Source organism: Bacillus sp. GW823-FHT06A10 (assembly GCF_058795375.1).
Genome location: NZ_JBXAHT010000001.1, coordinates 2,521,603 through 2,539,363, shown reverse-complemented (window position 1 = coordinate 2,539,363; position 17,761 = coordinate 2,521,603). Strand labels below are relative to the sequence as shown.

At 38.9% G+C, this 17,761-nt stretch carries 18 protein-coding genes, 1 pseudogene, 1 riboswitch and 1 other annotated feature; of the genes and pseudogenes, 12 read left to right on the top strand and 7 right to left on the bottom strand.

From position 1 onward, the window contains the following. Positions 1–13: 13 nt before the first annotated feature. Both AC1Q8M_RS12945 and AC1Q8M_RS12940 read right to left on the bottom strand, forming a co-directional pair. On the bottom strand, positions 14–253 hold the full coding sequence (locus tag AC1Q8M_RS12945; RefSeq protein ID WP_000747683.1) for a DUF3923 family protein: 240 nt from the start codon (positions 251–253) through the stop codon (positions 14–16). A 76-nt stretch (positions 254–329) separates the two neighbouring features. After that, positions 330–725, bottom strand: a complete 396-nt coding sequence (locus AC1Q8M_RS12940; protein ID WP_098360665.1) for a hypothetical protein — start codon at positions 723–725, stop codon at positions 330–332. Between the two features lie 279 nt (positions 726–1,004). Between AC1Q8M_RS12940 and AC1Q8M_RS12935 the strand changes: the two genes are divergently transcribed. The 4 genes and pseudogenes from AC1Q8M_RS12935 (at position 1,005) to AC1Q8M_RS12920 (ending at position 7,274) form a co-directional block, all read left to right on the top strand. Further along, positions 1,005–1,919, top strand: a complete 915-nt coding sequence (locus AC1Q8M_RS12935; protein WP_098684166.1) for a tetratricopeptide repeat protein — start codon at positions 1,005–1,007, stop codon at positions 1,917–1,919. A 42-nt stretch (positions 1,920–1,961) separates the two neighbouring features. Beyond that, positions 1,962–2,084: pseudogene (locus tag AC1Q8M_RS12930) on the top strand (class I SAM-dependent methyltransferase); the annotation flags it as partial. A 146-nt stretch (positions 2,085–2,230) separates the two neighbouring features. Next, on the top strand, positions 2,231–4,738 hold the full coding sequence (locus AC1Q8M_RS12925; protein ID WP_492334150.1) for a collagen-like protein: 2,508 nt from the start codon (positions 2,231–2,233) through the stop codon (positions 4,736–4,738). Positions 4,739–4,760: 22 nt separating this feature from the next. Further along, positions 4,761–7,274 (top strand): BC_3345 family exosporium-associated protein, encoded by a 2,514-nt coding sequence (locus AC1Q8M_RS12920; protein WP_098366146.1) that lies wholly within the window; start codon positions 4,761–4,763, stop codon positions 7,272–7,274. A gap of 73 nt (positions 7,275–7,347) precedes the next feature. On the opposite strand, the gene AC1Q8M_RS12915 is transcribed toward AC1Q8M_RS12920, so the two are convergent. Next, positions 7,348–7,491 (bottom strand): hypothetical protein, encoded by a 144-nt coding sequence (locus tag AC1Q8M_RS12915; protein ID WP_000945243.1) that lies wholly within the window; start codon positions 7,489–7,491, stop codon positions 7,348–7,350. A gap of 96 nt (positions 7,492–7,587) precedes the next feature. Then, positions 7,588–7,730, bottom strand: a riboswitch (cyclic di-AMP (ydaO/yuaA leader). 38 nt (positions 7,731–7,768) lie between these two features. Further along, positions 7,769–8,230 (bottom strand): GNAT family N-acetyltransferase, encoded by a 462-nt coding sequence (locus tag AC1Q8M_RS12910; RefSeq protein ID WP_000615105.1) that lies wholly within the window; start codon positions 8,228–8,230, stop codon positions 7,769–7,771. 137 nt (positions 8,231–8,367) lie between these two features. Here AC1Q8M_RS12910 and AC1Q8M_RS12905 point away from each other — a divergent pair, with 137 nt between their 5' ends. After that, positions 8,368–8,616 (top strand): GlsB/YeaQ/YmgE family stress response membrane protein, encoded by a 249-nt coding sequence (locus tag AC1Q8M_RS12905; RefSeq protein ID WP_000539733.1) that lies wholly within the window; start codon positions 8,368–8,370, stop codon positions 8,614–8,616. A 63-nt stretch (positions 8,617–8,679) separates the two neighbouring features. Further along, positions 8,680–9,801: an AI-2E family transporter gene (locus tag AC1Q8M_RS12900; protein ID WP_000411478.1), complete on the top strand. Its 1,122-nt coding sequence runs from the start codon at positions 8,680–8,682 to the stop codon at positions 9,799–9,801. Between the two features lie 29 nt (positions 9,802–9,830). On the opposite strand, the gene AC1Q8M_RS12895 is transcribed toward AC1Q8M_RS12900, so the two are convergent. Continuing rightward, entirely contained in the window at positions 9,831–10,988 is a 1,158-nt protein-coding gene (locus AC1Q8M_RS12895; RefSeq protein WP_065229116.1) for a 1-deoxy-D-xylulose-5-phosphate reductoisomerase, read from the bottom strand. A gap of 138 nt (positions 10,989–11,126) precedes the next feature. Continuing rightward, positions 11,127–11,334 (top strand) — a binding site (T-box leader). A gap of 44 nt (positions 11,335–11,378) precedes the next feature. Here AC1Q8M_RS12895 and AC1Q8M_RS12890 point away from each other — a divergent pair. The 6 genes from AC1Q8M_RS12890 to AC1Q8M_RS12865 all read left to right on the top strand — a co-directional run bounded on the left by AC1Q8M_RS12890 (position 11,379) and on the right by AC1Q8M_RS12865 (position 16,302). Then, the gene (locus AC1Q8M_RS12890; protein ID WP_071714318.1) at positions 11,379–12,377 is read left to right on the top strand and encodes a tryptophan--tRNA ligase; all 999 of its coding nucleotides are present in this window, start codon (positions 11,379–11,381) and stop codon (positions 12,375–12,377) included. A 210-nt stretch (positions 12,378–12,587) separates the two neighbouring features. After that, positions 12,588–13,151: a maltose O-acetyltransferase gene (locus tag AC1Q8M_RS12885; RefSeq protein WP_098366147.1), complete on the top strand. Its 564-nt coding sequence runs from the start codon at positions 12,588–12,590 to the stop codon at positions 13,149–13,151. Positions 13,152–13,163: 12 nt separating this feature from the next. Next, a complete protein-coding gene (locus AC1Q8M_RS12880; protein ID WP_071714317.1) occupies positions 13,164–14,357 on the top strand; it encodes an MFS transporter in 1,194 nt (397 codons plus the stop codon). A 122-nt stretch (positions 14,358–14,479) separates the two neighbouring features. Then, positions 14,480–15,508: an ROK family transcriptional regulator gene (locus tag AC1Q8M_RS12875; protein WP_000003038.1), complete on the top strand. Its 1,029-nt coding sequence runs from the start codon at positions 14,480–14,482 to the stop codon at positions 15,506–15,508. Between the two features lie 61 nt (positions 15,509–15,569). Further along, positions 15,570–15,950, top strand: coding sequence for a VOC family protein (locus AC1Q8M_RS12870; protein ID WP_000687575.1), 381 nt, complete (start codon positions 15,570–15,572; stop codon positions 15,948–15,950). Positions 15,951–16,047: 97 nt separating this feature from the next. Then, complete coding sequence (locus AC1Q8M_RS12865) at positions 16,048–16,302, top strand: YbeF family protein (protein WP_001289515.1); 255 nt, start codon at positions 16,048–16,050, stop codon at positions 16,300–16,302. Positions 16,303–16,388: 86 nt separating this feature from the next. Here the strand turns inward: AC1Q8M_RS12865 and AC1Q8M_RS12860 are convergent, their stop codons facing one another. Together AC1Q8M_RS12860 and AC1Q8M_RS12855 are read right to left on the bottom strand one after the other, a co-directional pair. Then, positions 16,389–16,844 carry an NUDIX hydrolase gene (locus AC1Q8M_RS12860; RefSeq protein WP_000540454.1) on the bottom strand — a complete coding sequence of 152 codons (456 nt, stop codon included), beginning with the start codon at positions 16,842–16,844 and terminating at the stop codon, positions 16,389–16,391. Positions 16,845–16,861: 17 nt separating this feature from the next. After that, positions 16,862–17,701, bottom strand: coding sequence for a DUF2785 domain-containing protein (locus AC1Q8M_RS12855; protein WP_000355455.1), 840 nt, complete (start codon positions 17,699–17,701; stop codon positions 16,862–16,864). Positions 17,702–17,761 lie beyond the last annotated feature (60 nt).

Below are 17,761 nucleotides of genomic sequence, written 5' to 3'. Positions count from 1 at the left end.
TTAATTCAAAAAGCTAAATCGTATAATTATTTTTTTTACTCATTCTCAAATTAATGATTAGCCATATAATTTGAAAAAATACTGGTATGATAAACGTGATTAATAAAACGATAAGTGATATTGATTTAATTTCGGGTGTTTGAGTAACACCGGCCCCATCAACATCTCGTAGCCAAATAATAGCTGCCCATATTCCAAAAACGATAATCCAAAATATGTTACCAATCCACCAAGAAATCCATCGTTTTTTCATGTTAGCACCCCCTACATTTATCTACTGTTAAAAGTATATTTTCTTTTGTTACATTTATAATGAAACAACTTTAAAATCAGTTTTTAACTGTATATCTAACTTGTTTGAAGGTTACTATTTCTCCATCATCATCATCGTCTTTCGTTTGTAAAAGTTGAACTTTTGGTTTGTAGTCCGTCCTATGAGCGTGTTCGATATCTTTAATGTTAAGTTTGTAGGATTCACCATTTTTTAGTTTTTGTTCCAACACTTTTTTATTAGCAACATAAATAAAAGTTACTTTATTTTCATCAATGCCTTTAGTTTTAATTTCTAATTCATTGTCTTTTGCTGTAATCGTTGGTGTTAATAATTCCATACTGCCTTTCCCGCTTTCTAAAGAATTCTCTGCTATAGTTGAACATCCTGATAATATGATTCCAGTGAATAGAAGAACAGCTAATTTCTGTTGCATAACATCCCTCAATTCCATGTGATTTTTGATTTTGGTATTGCTAGATTACTAGTGTGGAGCGTAAATGTTTAGTTAGTATCCTCTTAATTGTACCATAATATGTAAAATGAAACAGGATGTATATCCAATTTAAGGGAGAATGAAAAATTTACTGATTTTTGTAAATTCGTATGTTTTAGCTTCTATTTCAATCGAAATGTAGACGAGAGAAAGAAATTTTTTTATAGAAATTATAATTTTTACATTTTACAATAATGATAGGGAATAGATGAATTCATTTACTTCGGAGGTAGTTATTTGAACATTAATGAGAAGGCAATTGAAATGTTTGAACAAAATAAATATGAGGAAGCAATGGAACTGTTTCAACAAGCAGTACATGAATCTAGAGACGTACAATCTCTCAATAATCTGGCTTGGATGTACTTTTATGAGGAAGAGAATGATGATAAAGCTCTTGAATTAATAAGAGAAGTTGTTAAGTTGAATCCTTCTTCATACTTTCCTTATAACATCTTAGGGGACATTTACATGAAACAAGAAAAATGGACAGAAGCGAAAGAAGCATTACAAAAGTCTATTTCGATTCAACCATCAGATGAAGCATATCATAATGTAGCTGTAGCGCATTATAACCTTGGAGAGCTGGAAAAAGCTTCAGACTTTTTCTTGCGAGTTGCAGGGGATTCGGACTATATCATGTATAGCTATGTAAAATGTTTAATTGATTTAGAACGAACGACAGAAGCAAAAGAGAAGTTAGATACTTTTAACAGGGAATCTGATAATTTTTTAGGGGAAATTAATGTAGCAGATTTATATGTTGAGTTGAATTGCTATAAAGAAGCAATTGAATGGTTCGAAAAGGGATATAAAGAATGCTGGAAAAGTCCTAATTGGATTGGTAGATTTGTGTATGCTCTATATAAAACGAATAATTTCTCCCGTATAAATGAAGTTATACGGGAATCTATCGAAGCGAAAACAGCAGAAATAGAAGATGTTCAGAATGAAGAAGTAGAAGAAAACTGGACAGAAAATGATAAGAAAGAGTTAATTGAGGAATATACAGAAGAGAATAATTGTTATAAAATAATGGTAGAACGTATCAAATCTGGATACGTTCCAGGGTTAGAATTTGAAACGGATTTTATAGGTGGGTGCTATTTGTTTGGTTGTAAAAGGCATAATCATCTTGAATATGAACAATAAAAAGATTCGACTGTCACATATGATGGTCGAATCTTTTTATTAATAGAAGAGCCTGAACCATCGAGCTTGCTTGATGGAGAACTAGCTGAGCCGTCTACGAAATATTATTCTTTATATAAAGCTAGGATGGTGCCAACTACTTTTATTATTAAGGCGAGGAAGTAAATTGTTTTATAAAAAGAAGCCTATCATTTCAAATAGATGAAATGATAGGCTTCTTTATTTTAAAAAAATGAGGTCAAAGGTGTACTTTTCTTATAAAAATGCATTTCATATAAAAGGTGTAATTATTTTGGGGAAGGGGGATTGTTGTGCGTCATCATAGAAAGTGCAAAAAATTTGGAGTGGCACTGCCTCTTCCGCTTATAGGAGCAACGGGTCCGACAGGTAATAGTGGTCCAATCGGTCCAACTGGAGGGCATGAAGGTCCTGTTGGTCCTACAGGGGTGACTGGACCGACGGGAGCAACTGGGCCCCAAGGTCCTCAAGGTATCAGGGGGATACAAGGTCCCCGAGGGACAACAGGAGCCCAAGGAATACAAGGAGCTATTGGTGATACAGGAGAGCAAGGTATAACTGGCCCAACTGGTCTTCAAGGTGCTCAAGGATTAATCGGAAACCAAGGTCCAATTGGTGATATTGGAGTACAGGGATTAGAAGGAATACAAGGAGCTACGGGTCCTGCTGGTAGTCAAGGTATACAAGGCACACAAGGAATACAAGGGGAAATAGGTGAGCGAGGACAAACGGGAGCACAAGGAATGCAGGGAGAGAGAGGCATAACTGGAGTCTCGGGTGTAACTGGTCCACAAGGTCCTCAAGGTGTTCAAGGAATACAAGGAGAGCAAGGGGCTATTGGTATACAAGGAGAAGACGGCTTCCAAGGTATACAAGGAATTACTGGAGAAGAAGGCCCACAAGGAGCTCAAGGAATACAAGGTGAAGTGGGTCCAACTGGTTCTACTGGAATGCAAGGTGCCCAAGGTATAAGTGGAATAAAGGGGATAACAGGTGTAATAGGTTTACAAGGACCACAAGGTGTGCAAGGAATACAAGGTATAACGGGAGCAACAGGTTTTCAAGGGATAAAGGGAATAAGAGGTATAACAGGAGCGACGGGGAGTATTGGTGCTCAAGGCTCAGAAGGACCACCGGGCGGTCCGACGGGAACAACTGGTCCAATTGGCCCTTCTAGTGGGGTGACTGGACCAGCTGGCCCACCCGGTCCACCAGGAGGTCCAACAGGTCCAACGGGTGCGACCGGTTCAACAGGTGTAAGCGGAGGGATAGGACCAATTGGAGCGCAAGGAGTGCAAGGTATAACAGGTCCAATAGGTCATCAAGGTGTAAGGGGAGCACAAGGTTCCCAAGGTGTAGATGGAACAGTTGGAGTACAAGGGGCACAAGGTCCTCAAGGTAACCAAGGTATAACAGGTCCAACTGGTGCAGAAGGTTCTCAAGGAATACAAGGTCCGCTGGGAGTAACTGGTCCAACTGGTGCGGAAGGTCCTAAAGGTATTCAAGGTATTCAAGGTGTAATAGGTCCAACGGGTGCACAAGGAATGGTGGGAATACAAGGCGTATCCGGTCCAGTTGGTGTTACAGGAGCGGAAGGAACTCAAGGTGCACAAGGAATCCGAGGAGCAACCGGTCCTGCTGGAGCACAAGGAATCCAAGGCGTACAAGGAATTCAAGGGGAAGCAGGAGCAGCTGGAACACAAGGTCGTCAAGGGGTTCAAGGGATACAAGGGACTACCGGATTGACAGGTACACAAGGTGCCCAAGGTCCTCAAGGAGTGCAAGGAATAATAGGACCGACTGGAGCTATTGGTTTGCAAGGTCCTCAAGGATTCCAAGGAATAACGGGTCCAACAGGAGCGCAAGGAGTGCAAGGAATACAAGGTGTGCAAGGAATTATCGGTCCAACAGGAGCACAAGGAATTAGAGGCCCCCAAGGAAATACAGGAGAAATTGGTATAACAGGACCTCAAGGAGTCCAAGGAGCGCAAGGTAGTCAAGGGCCCCAAGGTCCACAAGGAAATGTTGGAATTACAGGTGCAACGGGTGAAACTGGGGCTACTGGAGCAACCGGGGCAACTGGACCACAAGGAGTGCAAGGAGTGCAAGGGATTACGGGAATACAAGGAATAACGGGAACGACAGGCAATACAGGTGCAACGGGTCCGCAAGGAATACAAGGTATACAAGGAGTTCAAGGTTTGCAAGGCCCAACTGGAGCAAGTGGGGTGACAGGTGCTAGTGGTAGTATAGGCCCAGTTGGAGCACAAGGTAGTCAGGGCCCAAATGGCGTGGTGGGACCGACAGGAGCAACTGGTAGTGCAGGTTCAATAGGTTTCTTGGGAATAGCGGGAGCGACAGGAGCGACTGGCTTACCTAGCGGGGGCGGTTATTTCTTTTCTACTTCAACGAGTACAATTGCAGCGAATGCGTTAATACCAATTAATTCTGGATTTACAGTTTTTGGTTCTGATGTCAGTTTAACAAATGCAACAACTGTAACGTTAAGTACGCCGGGAATTTATTTAGTAAGCTATTATTTTCAAGGCGATCCAACTGCCGGAAATGAAACAATTTCAGTGAGGCTTACTTTAAATGGAACACAAGTCGCAGGGAGTTTTATTTTTTATGTTACAGGAGGTACTTTTATATTAGAACCAGCAGTTTCGAATACGATGGTCATTGAAGTTACTTCTTCAAATGCAACTTTGTCTTTACAAAATGGTCCGTTAGCTATCGGGCATGTAACGACATTATCTGGTGTGATAACAGCTAGTTTAAATGTATTAAAAATAGTTTGATATGTTAGTTATAACGGGGGAGATGCTTGTGAAGAATCAAGATAAGTGTAGTAAGTTTCAAGCACCTATTCCTTTTCCACCGCCAGGTATTACGGGGCCCACTGGTCCAACCGGTCCAACTGGTGCTTTAGGTGGACCAACTGGACCACAAGGAATACAAGGCGTACAAGGTCCAATCGGTCCAACCGGCCCACAAGGAATACAAGGAGTGCAAGGGGTGCAAGGAGAAAATGGTCCAACAGGCCCAACTGGTTTAACTGGACCACAAGGTTCTCAAGGTAATCAAGGACCTATGGGAGAACGAGGCCCACAGGGAATACAAGGTGTTCAAGGAATACAAGGAGAAAGAGGTCCGACTGGTCCAACTGGTATTCAAGGGATACAAGGAATTCCTGGCCCAATCGGTCCGACCGGTCCAACAGGAATACAAGGCATACAAGGAATGCAAGGAGAAATCGGTCCAACAGGCCCGACAGGAATACAAGGAATACAAGGAGTGCAAGGGGAAATTGGTCCGACTGGACCAACTGGAAATACTGGTATACAAGGTGTGCAAGGTAATTTAGGAGGTAGTGGTTTACAAGGTGTAACCGGAATACAAGGAATACAGGGTCCGATTGGTCCAACAGGGCCAACGGGTTCTCAAGGAATTCAAGGGGAGCAAGGACCAATGGGTCCACAAGGGGAAACTGGTGTTCAAGGTTTACAAGGTCCCCAGGGAGAAATGGGGCAGGTAGGTCCAACAGGAATACAAGGAATACAAGGAGTGCAAGGTGTAATCGGTCCGACTGGTCCAACCGGTTTACAAGGTGATCCAGGTCCAACCGGCCCAACAGGAGCCACTGGGATAACTGGTCCGACAGGTTCTGCAACTGGCCCGACTGGAGCAACCGGTCCAACTGGTCCACCAGGAGGTCCAACTGGTCCAACCGGTCCAGCAGGATCACCAGGGGGTCCAACTGGTCCGACTGGAGCAACAGGGGCAACAGGAGCGACCGGAGCAACAGGAGCGACTGGAATTCAAGGAGTGCAAGGAATACAGGGGCCAACAGGAGCAACCGGTTTAACAGGTTTGCAAGGAGTACAGGGACCGATGGGGGCAACGGGTCCAACGGGTGATCAAGGCATTCAAGGTCCACAAGGGATACAAGGAGTAACCGGCCCGACAGGTCCGCAAGGTCTACAAGGAATCCAAGGCCCAATCGGCCCAACCGGTCCGACTGGTCCACAAGGAGTGCAAGGGGCACAGGGACCAATCGGTCCAACCGGCCCTCAAGGGATACAAGGCATACAAGGTGAGCAAGGAGTAAGGGGAGCGACCGGTCCAACTGGTTTACAGGGGCTACAAGGAATCCAAGGTCCGAGTGGTCCAACCGGTCCTCAAGGAGTGCAAGGCGTACAAGGTCCGAGTGGCATAACAGGTCCAACTGGTCCTCAAGGAATACAAGGTATTCAGGGACCACAAGGAAGTATAGGCCCAACCGGTCCTCAAGGAATACAAGGTGTGCAAGGTCCACAAGGCCCAACCGGCCAGGCGGGGGCAACGGGTCCTCAAGGAATACAGGGAATACAAGGTCCAATTGGTCCAACCGGTCCCCAAGGAATACAGGGGATACAAGGCGTGCAAGGTTCCCAAGGCCCAACTGGTCCAACCGGCCCTCAAGGTCTACAAGGAATAACCGGTCAGTCGGGCCCAACCGGTCCAACCGGAGTAACAGGTCCGACTGGAGCAACGGGTCCCCAAGGTCCACAAGGAATCCAAGGTCCACAAGGAGTAACCGGCCCAACAGGGGCAACCGGCGAGGCGGGAGCAACGGGTCCTCAAGGTCCACAAGGAATCCAAGGACCACAAGGAGCAACAGGTCCAACTGGAGCAACCGGCCAGACGGGAGCAACGGGTCCTCAAGGTCCACAAGGAATCCAAGGTCCACAAGGAATAACAGGGCAGGCGGGAGCAACCGGCCAGACGGGAGTGACTGGTGCAACTGGACCAACCGGAATCCAAGGCATACAAGGAATAACTGGAGCAACAGGGGGAACGGGAGTAACAGGCCCAACAGGTGCTACTGGCCCAACGGGCTTAACTGGAGCAACAGGATCATCTGCTATATCTACAGGTGGTGGCTATTTCTTCTCTACATCAACAAGTACAATTGCAGCAAATACTAACATTCCAATTAATTCTGGATCCACTGTATATGGAACGGGTGTATCTTTAACTAGTGCTACGACAGTCACAGTAGCGACGCCAGGAATATATTTAGTAAGCTACTATTTCCAAGGGGATGCAAATGGTGGAAATGAGACAGTATCTGTTAGATTACTATTAAATGGAACGCAACTAACAGGGAGTTTTATACAAAACGTAACGACATCAACTGTAGTAATCGAACCAGCTATTTCAAATACACTTCTTGTGAATGTGACGAGTGCCAATTCAACATTAATATTACAAAATGGCCCGTTAGGTGTAGGGCATGTGACTACTATAGCAGGTGCGATTACAGCAAGTTTAAATGTAGTGAGAATTTTATAAAGAATATAAAAAACACAAGGAATGTCTTTGTAAGACACACCTTGTGTTTTTTAATATTAAATAAACATTTTCTTTATCTTTTCGGTTGAAAAATATGCTGAAAGAAGTATTTGTGATGTAAGTTATCTACAACTTTATTTGCTTGATATGTGCGTTGTTTTTCAATTCGTAGTCTTTGCTCCATCATTTTAATTGCGTGATCAGATAAACGTAACATAATACATTCTCCTTTTCTATAAATATAGGTGACTATTTGATATCGATCCCATATTTATAATTAAGGAGGCAAAATGTGTAACATAGGCAAAAAGCACCTTCCTCTCCCATTACGCTTACGAGGTTAGCTGTCGGACTCGGGAAGTGAGAGTTTCCCTACTTAAAAAAGATTCGCCCCAAGTAGCATAGCTACAAAAATGGTTCCCCCGCTCCAAAATTTGGACTCAGCAAAAGGTTTTATAAAGTAAAAGATAACATAAATAAATTGACGAGTCAAACTATTTATTGTTTTCTGATTTTTTAAGTGAGGTTAAAACCACTCCATCGGGTAATATGATATCCTTTACTTCAATAAAGCCATGTTTTTTATATAAAGACAGAGCAGGGGTGTTTTCTTTCCCTGTTTGTACAATATATGTTTGGGAAGGGGAAAACATGTCAAATACATATAGTAGTAGTTTTGTTGCAATCCCTTTATGAAAATGATTAGGGGATACTACTAAACGATGAATATCCACTTCCTCTTCGTCTACTTTAAAAGAAATAAACCCAGCAAGTGTATCTTCATAAAAATAGCCGTAGAAAATTTCATCACAGGATTGAATATCAGCTACAGTATCATAAAGGCGAGGGATAGCTGTACTATTTATATATTTTGCCTCAATTTCATAAGCTGGTATTTGAATGCTTAAAATAGAAGTAGCGTTTTTGTGAGAAGTTGTTATTAATTTTTGAATCATAGAGAAAGAACCTCCTTGTTGGCTGTATTTTCATAGATTTGACAAGATTTTTCTTTATTGGATATAATAATTATAATAGTTACATAACAATTTAGTATGAAAAAGAAATACACCATAATAGAAATGGAGGACTAAAAATGGGATGGATTATCACATTAATAGTTGGTGCTATTATAGGTGCAATTGCTAGTTCTATAACGGGTAAAAATTTCCCAGGTGGTATGTTCGGAAATATTATCGCAGGTTTATTAGGTGCTTCGTTAGGTGGTAGATTATTTGGATCCTTTGGGCCATCATTTGGTGGGATTCATGTCGTACCAGCATTATTAGGTGCAATCGTGTTAATTCTTATTGTATCATTTGTAGTGAAAGCTGCAAGGAAATAGAGATATAGATTATGATGAAGAGCCCTGAATAAGGGCTTTTCATCATTCGAAGAGGTGGTTTCATTGGAGAAAATAAATATAAGAAAAAGAGATAAGTTAAGAAAGTTTTTTAGAGAACAAAATTATTTGGCGGTATTACTTGGATTTGCGTTATTGTTCATTAATATTTTATTGCTAACAAAAATATCATTTGTTTTTACACCGTTTATCGTATTTTTAAAAACAATTTTCTTCCCAGTACTATTAGCGGGCGTGCTATTCTATATTTTACATCCATTCGTTTCGCTTTTAGAAAAGAAAGGTGTTTCAAGAATCGTATCGATAGCCTCAATATACTTAATAGTAATTGGATTATTTGTGTTTTTAGTTTTAACGGTTATTCCTATTATCAAAGATCAAATTGATGCATTGATAGATAATCTACCATATTTTGGTCATGAAATCGAAAGGGCAGCACGTAGATTTGGGGAAAGTAACTTACTCGGTAAAATTCAGGAGAATTTAAATATTGATGTTGCGAATATTGTAAAAGACTACACAGTTGATTTTACAAAGTCATTATCATCAGTAACTGGTAATGTAACTGGATTTTTGAGTACTATTACAGAGGTTGTTTTAACATTTGTAATGGTTCCATTTATATTGTTCTATCTTTTAAAAGATGGTGAGCAATTACCGAATCACTTTTTAAAGTTCATTTCAGAGCAAAGACAACCAGCAGCAATGAGAATACTAGATGATATGCATTATGCGATTAGTTCGTACATTAGGGGGCAAATTATAGTTAGCTTGTTTATCGGTATTATGCTATTAATTGGTTACCTTATTATCGGTATTAAATATGCAGTACTACTCGCTATTTTAGCGATGATTGTAAATATCGTTCCGTACGTAGGACCAATTATCGCCATTACACCAGCGTTAATTATTGCGTTTATTGATTCGCCAGGGATGGTTTTAAAGGTAATTATTGTAATGATGGTTGTACAATTAGCAGAAGGTAAATTTATTTCTCCGCAAGTTATGGGTAAGAAGTTAGATATTCACCCAATTACAATCATATTTATTATTTTAACTGCCGGAAACTTATTCGGGATTATGGGCATTATTTTAGCCATTCCAGGATATGCGATATTAAAAGTGTTAGTTACACACGGTTATAGATTTGTTAAGTTGAATACATGAAAAAAAGAGCTAAAACAGTGGGAACTGTTTTAGCTCTTTTTTATTAACAATTCATTTGCATATTGGCGCGCCCATTGATCCGCTTCCAATATAGCATCAAGTGAAGGATCTTTTACATTATGATGAGCTTCAACTGTTTTGTAAATTGTTTTTTCAATATCGAAAAAGGCAATTTCATTTTTTAAGTATAGTGCATTCGCAATTTCATTTGCTGCATTTAATACAGCGGGAGTAGTACCACCGATTTTGCCACATTCATATGCGTATTGTAGACAAGGGAACTTCTCTAAATCTGGTTTTTCAAAATGTAAACTACCGATTTCTAATAAATTTAATTTTTCATAGGAAGAAGGTAGCCGAGTAGGATAGTGAAACGCATATTGAATCGGCATTCTCATATCAGGAGCACCGAGCTGTGCCATAACTGATCCATCAATAAATTCTACTAAAGAATGAATGATACTTTCTTTATGAATCATTACATCAATTTTTTCATACGGAATATCAAATAGCCATCTCGCTTCCATTACTTCAAAGCCTTTATTCATTAATGTGGCAGAATCAATCGTTAGTTTTGCACCCATTAACCAGTTTGGATGTTTTAAAGCGTCCTTAGCTTGTAATGTTTGCATTTCTTCACGTGTTTTATCACGAAAAGCACCACCGGAAGCTGTTACAATTAACTTCTCAATCTCTTTATTATTTTCTCCGTTTAAACATTGGAAAATAGCTGAATGCTCACTATCTACTGGAATTAAGCGACATCCGTTTTGTTTCGCTAGTTCAGTTACGATATGTCCAGCTGCAACCAAAGTTTCTTTATTAGCAATAGCGATATCTTTCTTCGCTTTTAATGCTTCAATTGTTGGGAGTAATCCTGAAACACCTACAACAGAGCTTAATACAAGATTTGAATCAGGGTGAGTAGCTACTGCAATTAAGCCATCAGTCCCGTGTGTAATTTTTGTATTTGCTGAAATACGCGTACGAAGCTTGTCTGCTAAGTCTTTTGTCGCAACGCTTACAATACGAGGTTGAAACGTTTTGATTTGTTGCTCAAGAAGATCGATATTATAATTTGCGGTTAAACCAACGATTTTAAAATGTTCAGGATGAGCTGAAACGACATCTAATGCAGATGTGCCGATGGATCCTGTTGAACCTAAAATTGATATATATTTCACCATGAAAAAACCTCCAAAGTTGTTTCGAATATTTCTACAAACCTATATAACATTAGACAATTGAAGTGGAAATTCCTGCTATATAAAATAGAAAATTAGGGTTTGTTTGGAAGTGAAATGTGATAAACTGTAAAAAATAACGAAAAAGCAATGAAAGAGAAGAGTACATATTCGAAACTTTTTAGAGAGCTGATGTGTGGTGGAAATCAGTAAGGGATGAATATGGAATGGGCTCTGGAGCTTCTAACTGAAATGAGTAGGTAAAGACGGTTACTTCACGTTAAGAAGTTGAAGTGAGCTATAATGATAGCTAATTAAGGTGGTACCGCGGGAGTCTCTCGTCCTTTTTTAAGGATGAGAGGCTCTTTTTATTTTGAGAAAGGAGGAGTTAGTGTGAGTGAGAAAATAATGTTAACAGGAATTAAGCCGACAGGTTATCCGCATTTAGGAAATTATATTGGTGCGATTAAACCTGCATTACAAATGTCAAAGAATAATGAAGGAAAAGCATTGTACTTTATAGCTGATTATCATGCATTAAATGCTGTTCATGATTCAGAGAAGTTCAGCAGTTATACGAAAGAGGTAGCAGCTACTTGGTTATCGCTTGGACTTGGAGAAGATGTTATTTTTTATCGGCAAACAGAAGTGCCGGAGATTCTAGAATTAGCTTGGATTTTAGCTTGCCTAACTCCGAAAGGTCTTATGAACCGTGCTCATGCGTATAAAGCGAAGGTGGAGCAAAATAAAGAAGCAGGGTTAGAGGTCGATGCGGGAGTGAATATGGGGTTATACACGTACCCGATTTTAATGGCAGCTGACATATTATTATTTCAAGCTACTCATGTACCAGTTGGAAAAGACCAAATTCAGCATATTGAAATTGCGCGTGATATTGCGACTTATTTTAATCATACATTTGGCACGACATTTACACTTCCAGAGTATGTCATACAAGAAGAAGGAGCTATTTTACCTGGTCTTGACGGAAGGAAGATGAGTAAAAGTTACGGAAATGTGATCCCATTATTTGCAGAGCAAGCAAAACTACGAAAGTTAATATTTAAAATCAAAACAGATTCTTCACTTCCAAATGAACCGAAAGAACTAGAAACCTTATTTACAATTTATAAAGAATTTGCGACAGAAGACGAAGTACAGTCATTACGTGAAAAATATGAGACTGGAATCGGATGGGGAGATGTGAAAAAAGAGTTGTTTCGCATTGTAGATCGTGAGTTAGCTGGACCTCGTGAAAAGTACGCAATGTATATGAATGAGCCGAATTTATTATATGAAGCGTTAGAAAAAGGTGCTGAGCGAGCAAGAAAAATCGCGAAGGTAAATTTAGTAGAAATTAAAAAAAGGATTGGATTTGAGAGGGGGCGCTGAGCGTTCCCTCGTTTTTCGATATAAATTATTCTTCATATTGATACGTAGAGCAAGGAGTTCGCACTTCTTTTCCGAACTTATTAGTTGCATATATGAAAAAGTATGATAATATAGGGTTACTTATTAAACGTGTTTAATAAGTTTAATTAAAGGTACTTATTAAAGGTGTTTAATAAGTGAATCTCATTCAATAAAAAAGGAGATGAATGTATGAAAACGGAGAAAGAAAAGATGGTGGCAGGAGAAATATATATTGCGGATGACGAAGAATTGGTGGCTGATAGGGTGGAGGCAAAACGTTTAACACGCCTTTATAACGAGGCGATGGAGACAGGAGATGAGAGGCGTTTTACGTTATTAAATCAGCTTTTAGGTTCTTCAACTGATGGGAAAGCACAAATTAATCCTGATTTTCGTTGTGATTACGGCTACAATATTCATGTCGGAAAGAGCTTTTTCGCAAATTTCAATTGTGTGATTTTGGACGTTTGTGAAGTTCGAATTGGTGATAATTGTATGTTTGCACCTGGTGTTCACATTTATACTGCTACTCATCCATTACATCCGGTGGAACGAAACTCTGGCAAAGAATATGGAAAACCGGTAAAGATAGGTAACAATGTTTGGGTTGGCGGAGGCGCTATTATTAACCCTGGTATTTCAATTGGAGATAATGTTGTAATTGCTTCAGGGGCAGTTGTGACAAAAGATGTACCTAATAATGTAGTTGTTGGTGGTAACCCAGCTAAAGTTATTAAAACGATAGAAGAGTAAAAGGTGTTTCATATGAAGAAAGATTTTGCGGAAAATGATACAAAGACGCTACTTGTCTCTCGAAATGCTCTATTCCTCTTATTTGCTTTGCCAGGTGTGGCATTTGCTACATGGATTTCTAGAACAGCAGCTACTCGAGATATTTTAGCAGTGTCAAATGCAGAAATGGGCTGGATTTTGTTCGGATTATCTGTCGGTTCAATAATTGGTTTACTAAGTGCAAGTCATTTTATTGACGGTAAGGGAGCTAGAGACGTTATTATAGGCAGTATGTTTTTTATGATTGTTGGATTGCTTTGTTTAGGTATTACTATTTATTTTGTTTCTAGTATGGGGGCTTTTGGTAGCTTACTAGTATTTGGAGTAGGATATGGATTAGCAGAAGTCGCATTGAATGTAGAAGGTTCTGCCATTGAGCAGAAATTAGGAACAACTCTTCTTCCGAAATTCCATGGTTTTTTTAGTATAGGAACTTTAGTAGGCGCGCTTAGTGGTTCTGCCGCCATCTCGCTTCACATCCCAATTCTGTATCAATTTCTTGCGATTTCGGTCATGTTTGTATTACTTGTATGTATGTTGTATCGTTTTCTTCCGCATGGAACAGGAAAGAAGGAGAAATCGCGGAACAAAAAGCGAGCGAAGCATACTTCCTTACGTATGGAAAGAAGGGTGCTTTTACTTGGTCTTTTCGTGCTTGGAATGGCATTTGCAGAAGGGAGTGCAAATGATTGGCTACCTATTGTGATGGTAGATGGACATCAGCAAAGTGTAGTAACAGGTTCTATTATGTACACTATTTTTGTATTGGCAATGACATTAGCTCGAATGTGCAGTAGTTATTTTCTTGATCGATTCGGTCGTGTCGCGGTTATGCGTGCTACTATTATGATGGCGATTATAGGAATGACAATCGTCATATTTGGGAGTAACTCATATTTTCTAGCACTTGGTGTAGTACTGTGGGGGATTGGTACCGCGTTAGGTTTCCCGATTGGGCTTTCTGCTGCTGGAGGTGACAGTGAAAATGCGACTTCTAATGTTGCTGCAGTTTCTATCATCGGTTTTACAGCGTTTTTAGTCGGACCACCATTTTTAGGAATACTTGGAGAAGCATTCGGGATACGTAATGCTTTGCTAGCTGTTTTATTATTTGTTATCTTGTCTGGAATTGTATCGTCTGTTATGAGAGAGAATGCATCGAGTTAAATACGGAGTGCCGCTAGTAGAAATATATCATCTCTATTGCTTTAGAAAATGATGTATGATATATTGTCAACGCAACTTATTAAAAGTGTTTAATAAGTATGTTGATTAAGGTGGTGAGCGATTTGAGTGAACAATTTGTTACTCAAAAATCGATTAAAGAGACGATCCTTCGCGGCATTCGTACAGCTCTTCTAGAGCGAGGTAGTGCAACGAAAGTTGAACTTAGTAATACATTAGAAATCAGTTTTCCAACGATAAGTAAATTTATAGAAAAAATGAAACAAGACGGTGAAGTCACTTTAGCCGGTTTAGATGATTCAAGTGGTGGAAGAAGAGCAAAACGATATGAATATAATCCAGAATATATGTTAGGTTTAGCGATATTTTTAGAAAAAAATGAGACGAACTATACAATTTTTAACTGTTTAGGGGAAGTAAAAGAACAAGGTAGTACTTCAAGTGCATTAATTGATACGGGTCTAAGTGTATTGACAGAACATATAGAAAGTCTTATAGCTACGTTTCCAAAGATAAGTTCAATCTCAATTGGTGTTCCTGGTGCTGTCGATAATGGGCGTATTTTCTATATTCCTGGATATGAAAAGTTCCAAAATTTTAATTTGAAAAGTCACTTGGAGGAACTGTTTTCTATACCAGTAGTAATAGAAAACGATATGAATGCTGCAGTGCTCGGCTATCATAAAAATACTGGAAACAATGAAAATTCCTCTCTTGTATATTTGTATTCAGGTCAAAATGGCCCAGGTGCGGGGATTATGGTAAATGGAGATGTCGTACGCGGAAGCACATTTTTCTCAGGAGAGATATCTTTCGTCCCGCAGTACGATAATAAAAATTTCTTGCAAGCTTTGAGAAGTGAAGATTCGAATAATCCAGAGGAATATAATATAGATGCTATTACTCGTTTAATAGCTACATGTATAGCTATTATTAATCCTCATGGATTCATCTTCTGTGATGATGAAGTGAACCAAATTGTTATAGATCAGATTGTAAAAAGTTGTCCACAGTACATTCCGGCAGAACATATTCCGAAAATAACAGTGAGCAACTGGAAAGAAGATTATTTATATGGGTTAAAAAGCCTTGGACTTGATCTTATGATTACGAGAACAAATAAAGAAAATTAAATGTACTGGCAATGAAGCATCCAATTGCCAGTTGAATAACATAAAAGAAAAGGTGTCGATTATGAAAATTGAGCATGTAGCAATTTGGGTGAATGATTTAGAAAGAATGCGTGATTTCTATAAACAGTACTTCGGTGGTGAAGAAAATAGCTTATATCACAATCCGAAAAAGCAGTTTAAATCTTATTTCATAACTTTTGAAGGCGGTGCGCGTCTAGAACTTATGAAGCAGGTAGGGATAGACGAGAAAGTACAAACACAAACAATAGGATATGCGCATATTGCTTTTTCAGTAGATAGTAAAGAAAAAGTGAACGAATTAACTAATACATTAAGAGAAGCAGGATACTCAGTGTTAAATGGGCCGCGTACTACAGGGGATGGTTATTATGAAAGTGTAGTAAGTGATCCTGAAGGAAATCAGATTGAGATAACAATCTAACATTATATTTACTAATAATTGATAAAAAATAAAATTTTGTTGTTCCCCCAAATGTGAACGAGAAACCTATTATTTCTGCAGAAAGGGGGACATAACGTTGAGTGAAATCATTTTTATTTTCTGTATATATCCATTGCTTGTTTGTATTGTTTCAATAGCTGGAGCATATAAAGTAGGTACATTTTATGTGATGCCAATAGTAACATTTCTTATTTTTCTTATGTTAAATGTTACAGTGCACGATCCAGCATTTTTCTTTTGGGTGGGCATGTATACTATTCTTTCATTTATTGTTTCTTATATAACTATCCTTTTTATAAAGGGATATAAAGTTGTAAAAAGAGAGCGTTAATATCATTTTGGGGAAATAGGGATTTACGGTGAACGATAACAACCTCATTTCACGTTGTAATGACGGGAAATGAGGTTGTTTGATTTCTATTTTTTATTGGATTGATGAAAATCGCGAAGAATCTTCTCAATGACTGGATGAAGATTACTAGGTAACTCATCAAGCGGAAAGAAGCGTAATTCTTTCGATTCCCTTTGATCGCATACAAGCTCACCGTGGAATTCTCGGCAAATATAAACAACGAGTACACCATGTACTTGATCACCATTTGGATAGATTTGAAAGAAGTCTGGTCCTGAGTATGTACGGAATAATTCTGGCTCTTTAATAATAAGTCCAGTTTCTTCAAACACTTCTCGTTTTAAAGCATCTTCTAACGTTTCGTTATATTCTAGGGCACCGCCAATAATGCCCCAGAGGTTAAAATCTGTACGGAACTGCAGCAATACTTCATCTTTTTCATTTAATATAATGGCGTGTGATCCTATTAAAATAAGTGGATGATTTCCTACTAGATTTCTCATATCTTCAATATAACCCATGTCATTGCTCCTTGTATTTAATAATAGTTAGGAAGTTCTTTTAACATTCTTTCTGTTTTACGTGCTGTAAAGGCTAAGTTATGGTCATCTTTCGTTCTGAAAAATAATGTGCGTAAAAAGGTTTTAATATTGGCACATAAAATACAATACTCAGTAAGCGAAAGGCGTTTTCTAATTTGAGGAAGCCTTTTTATTTTTTTTTGAATAATAGAAATTAACTCGTTTTGAGGAAAATCATGATACAGCATTGCTAGTAATGGAGTAACGATGCGCTCATCTTCGTTATTATGAAAAAGGTCAGATGGAATAAAGATTTTATTTAATAAACAATGAATTAATTCTTCGTACCATTCAAAAGTGGTATACGTATTATGAACAATTTCAGTAAAGGCATCAGATACGTGAGCAAGACAATGAGCCCATCCTTTATTTTCGATATAGCCCCGAAAATCTGTTTCTAAGTTTGTGTAAGTAATGAGTTTATTTTTTATTTCTTCGATATCCTCCTCTGTACAAAAGTAGTGCGAATTAGCGAATTGGAGTATTAACGCAATTAACGAAACAGTGTAAGAACGTGTGAAAACCCCATCTGTATGTGGGGAGTAAATGTCACAATATAAATACTCATCACTTAAACAAGTTTGCAGAAGTAATTTCAGCTGATCGTCCATAAGGAATTCATGATGAATGAAATGCGCAAAACATTTATATATAAGTTGGTAACGAACGTAGCTATCAGTCGTTCCGATATACTGAAGCATGTTCAAAGTTAACTCATTTACGTCTATATGTTGCAGTTGCGTATAGTCATTTTGTTGTATAAGCTCTAACTGTTGTTGCAATGCTGTAATATCCACTGGAGAACCTCCTCCGCACTTTAAAGATGCGATCTTTTCTAGTATTCTATATATTCAAGG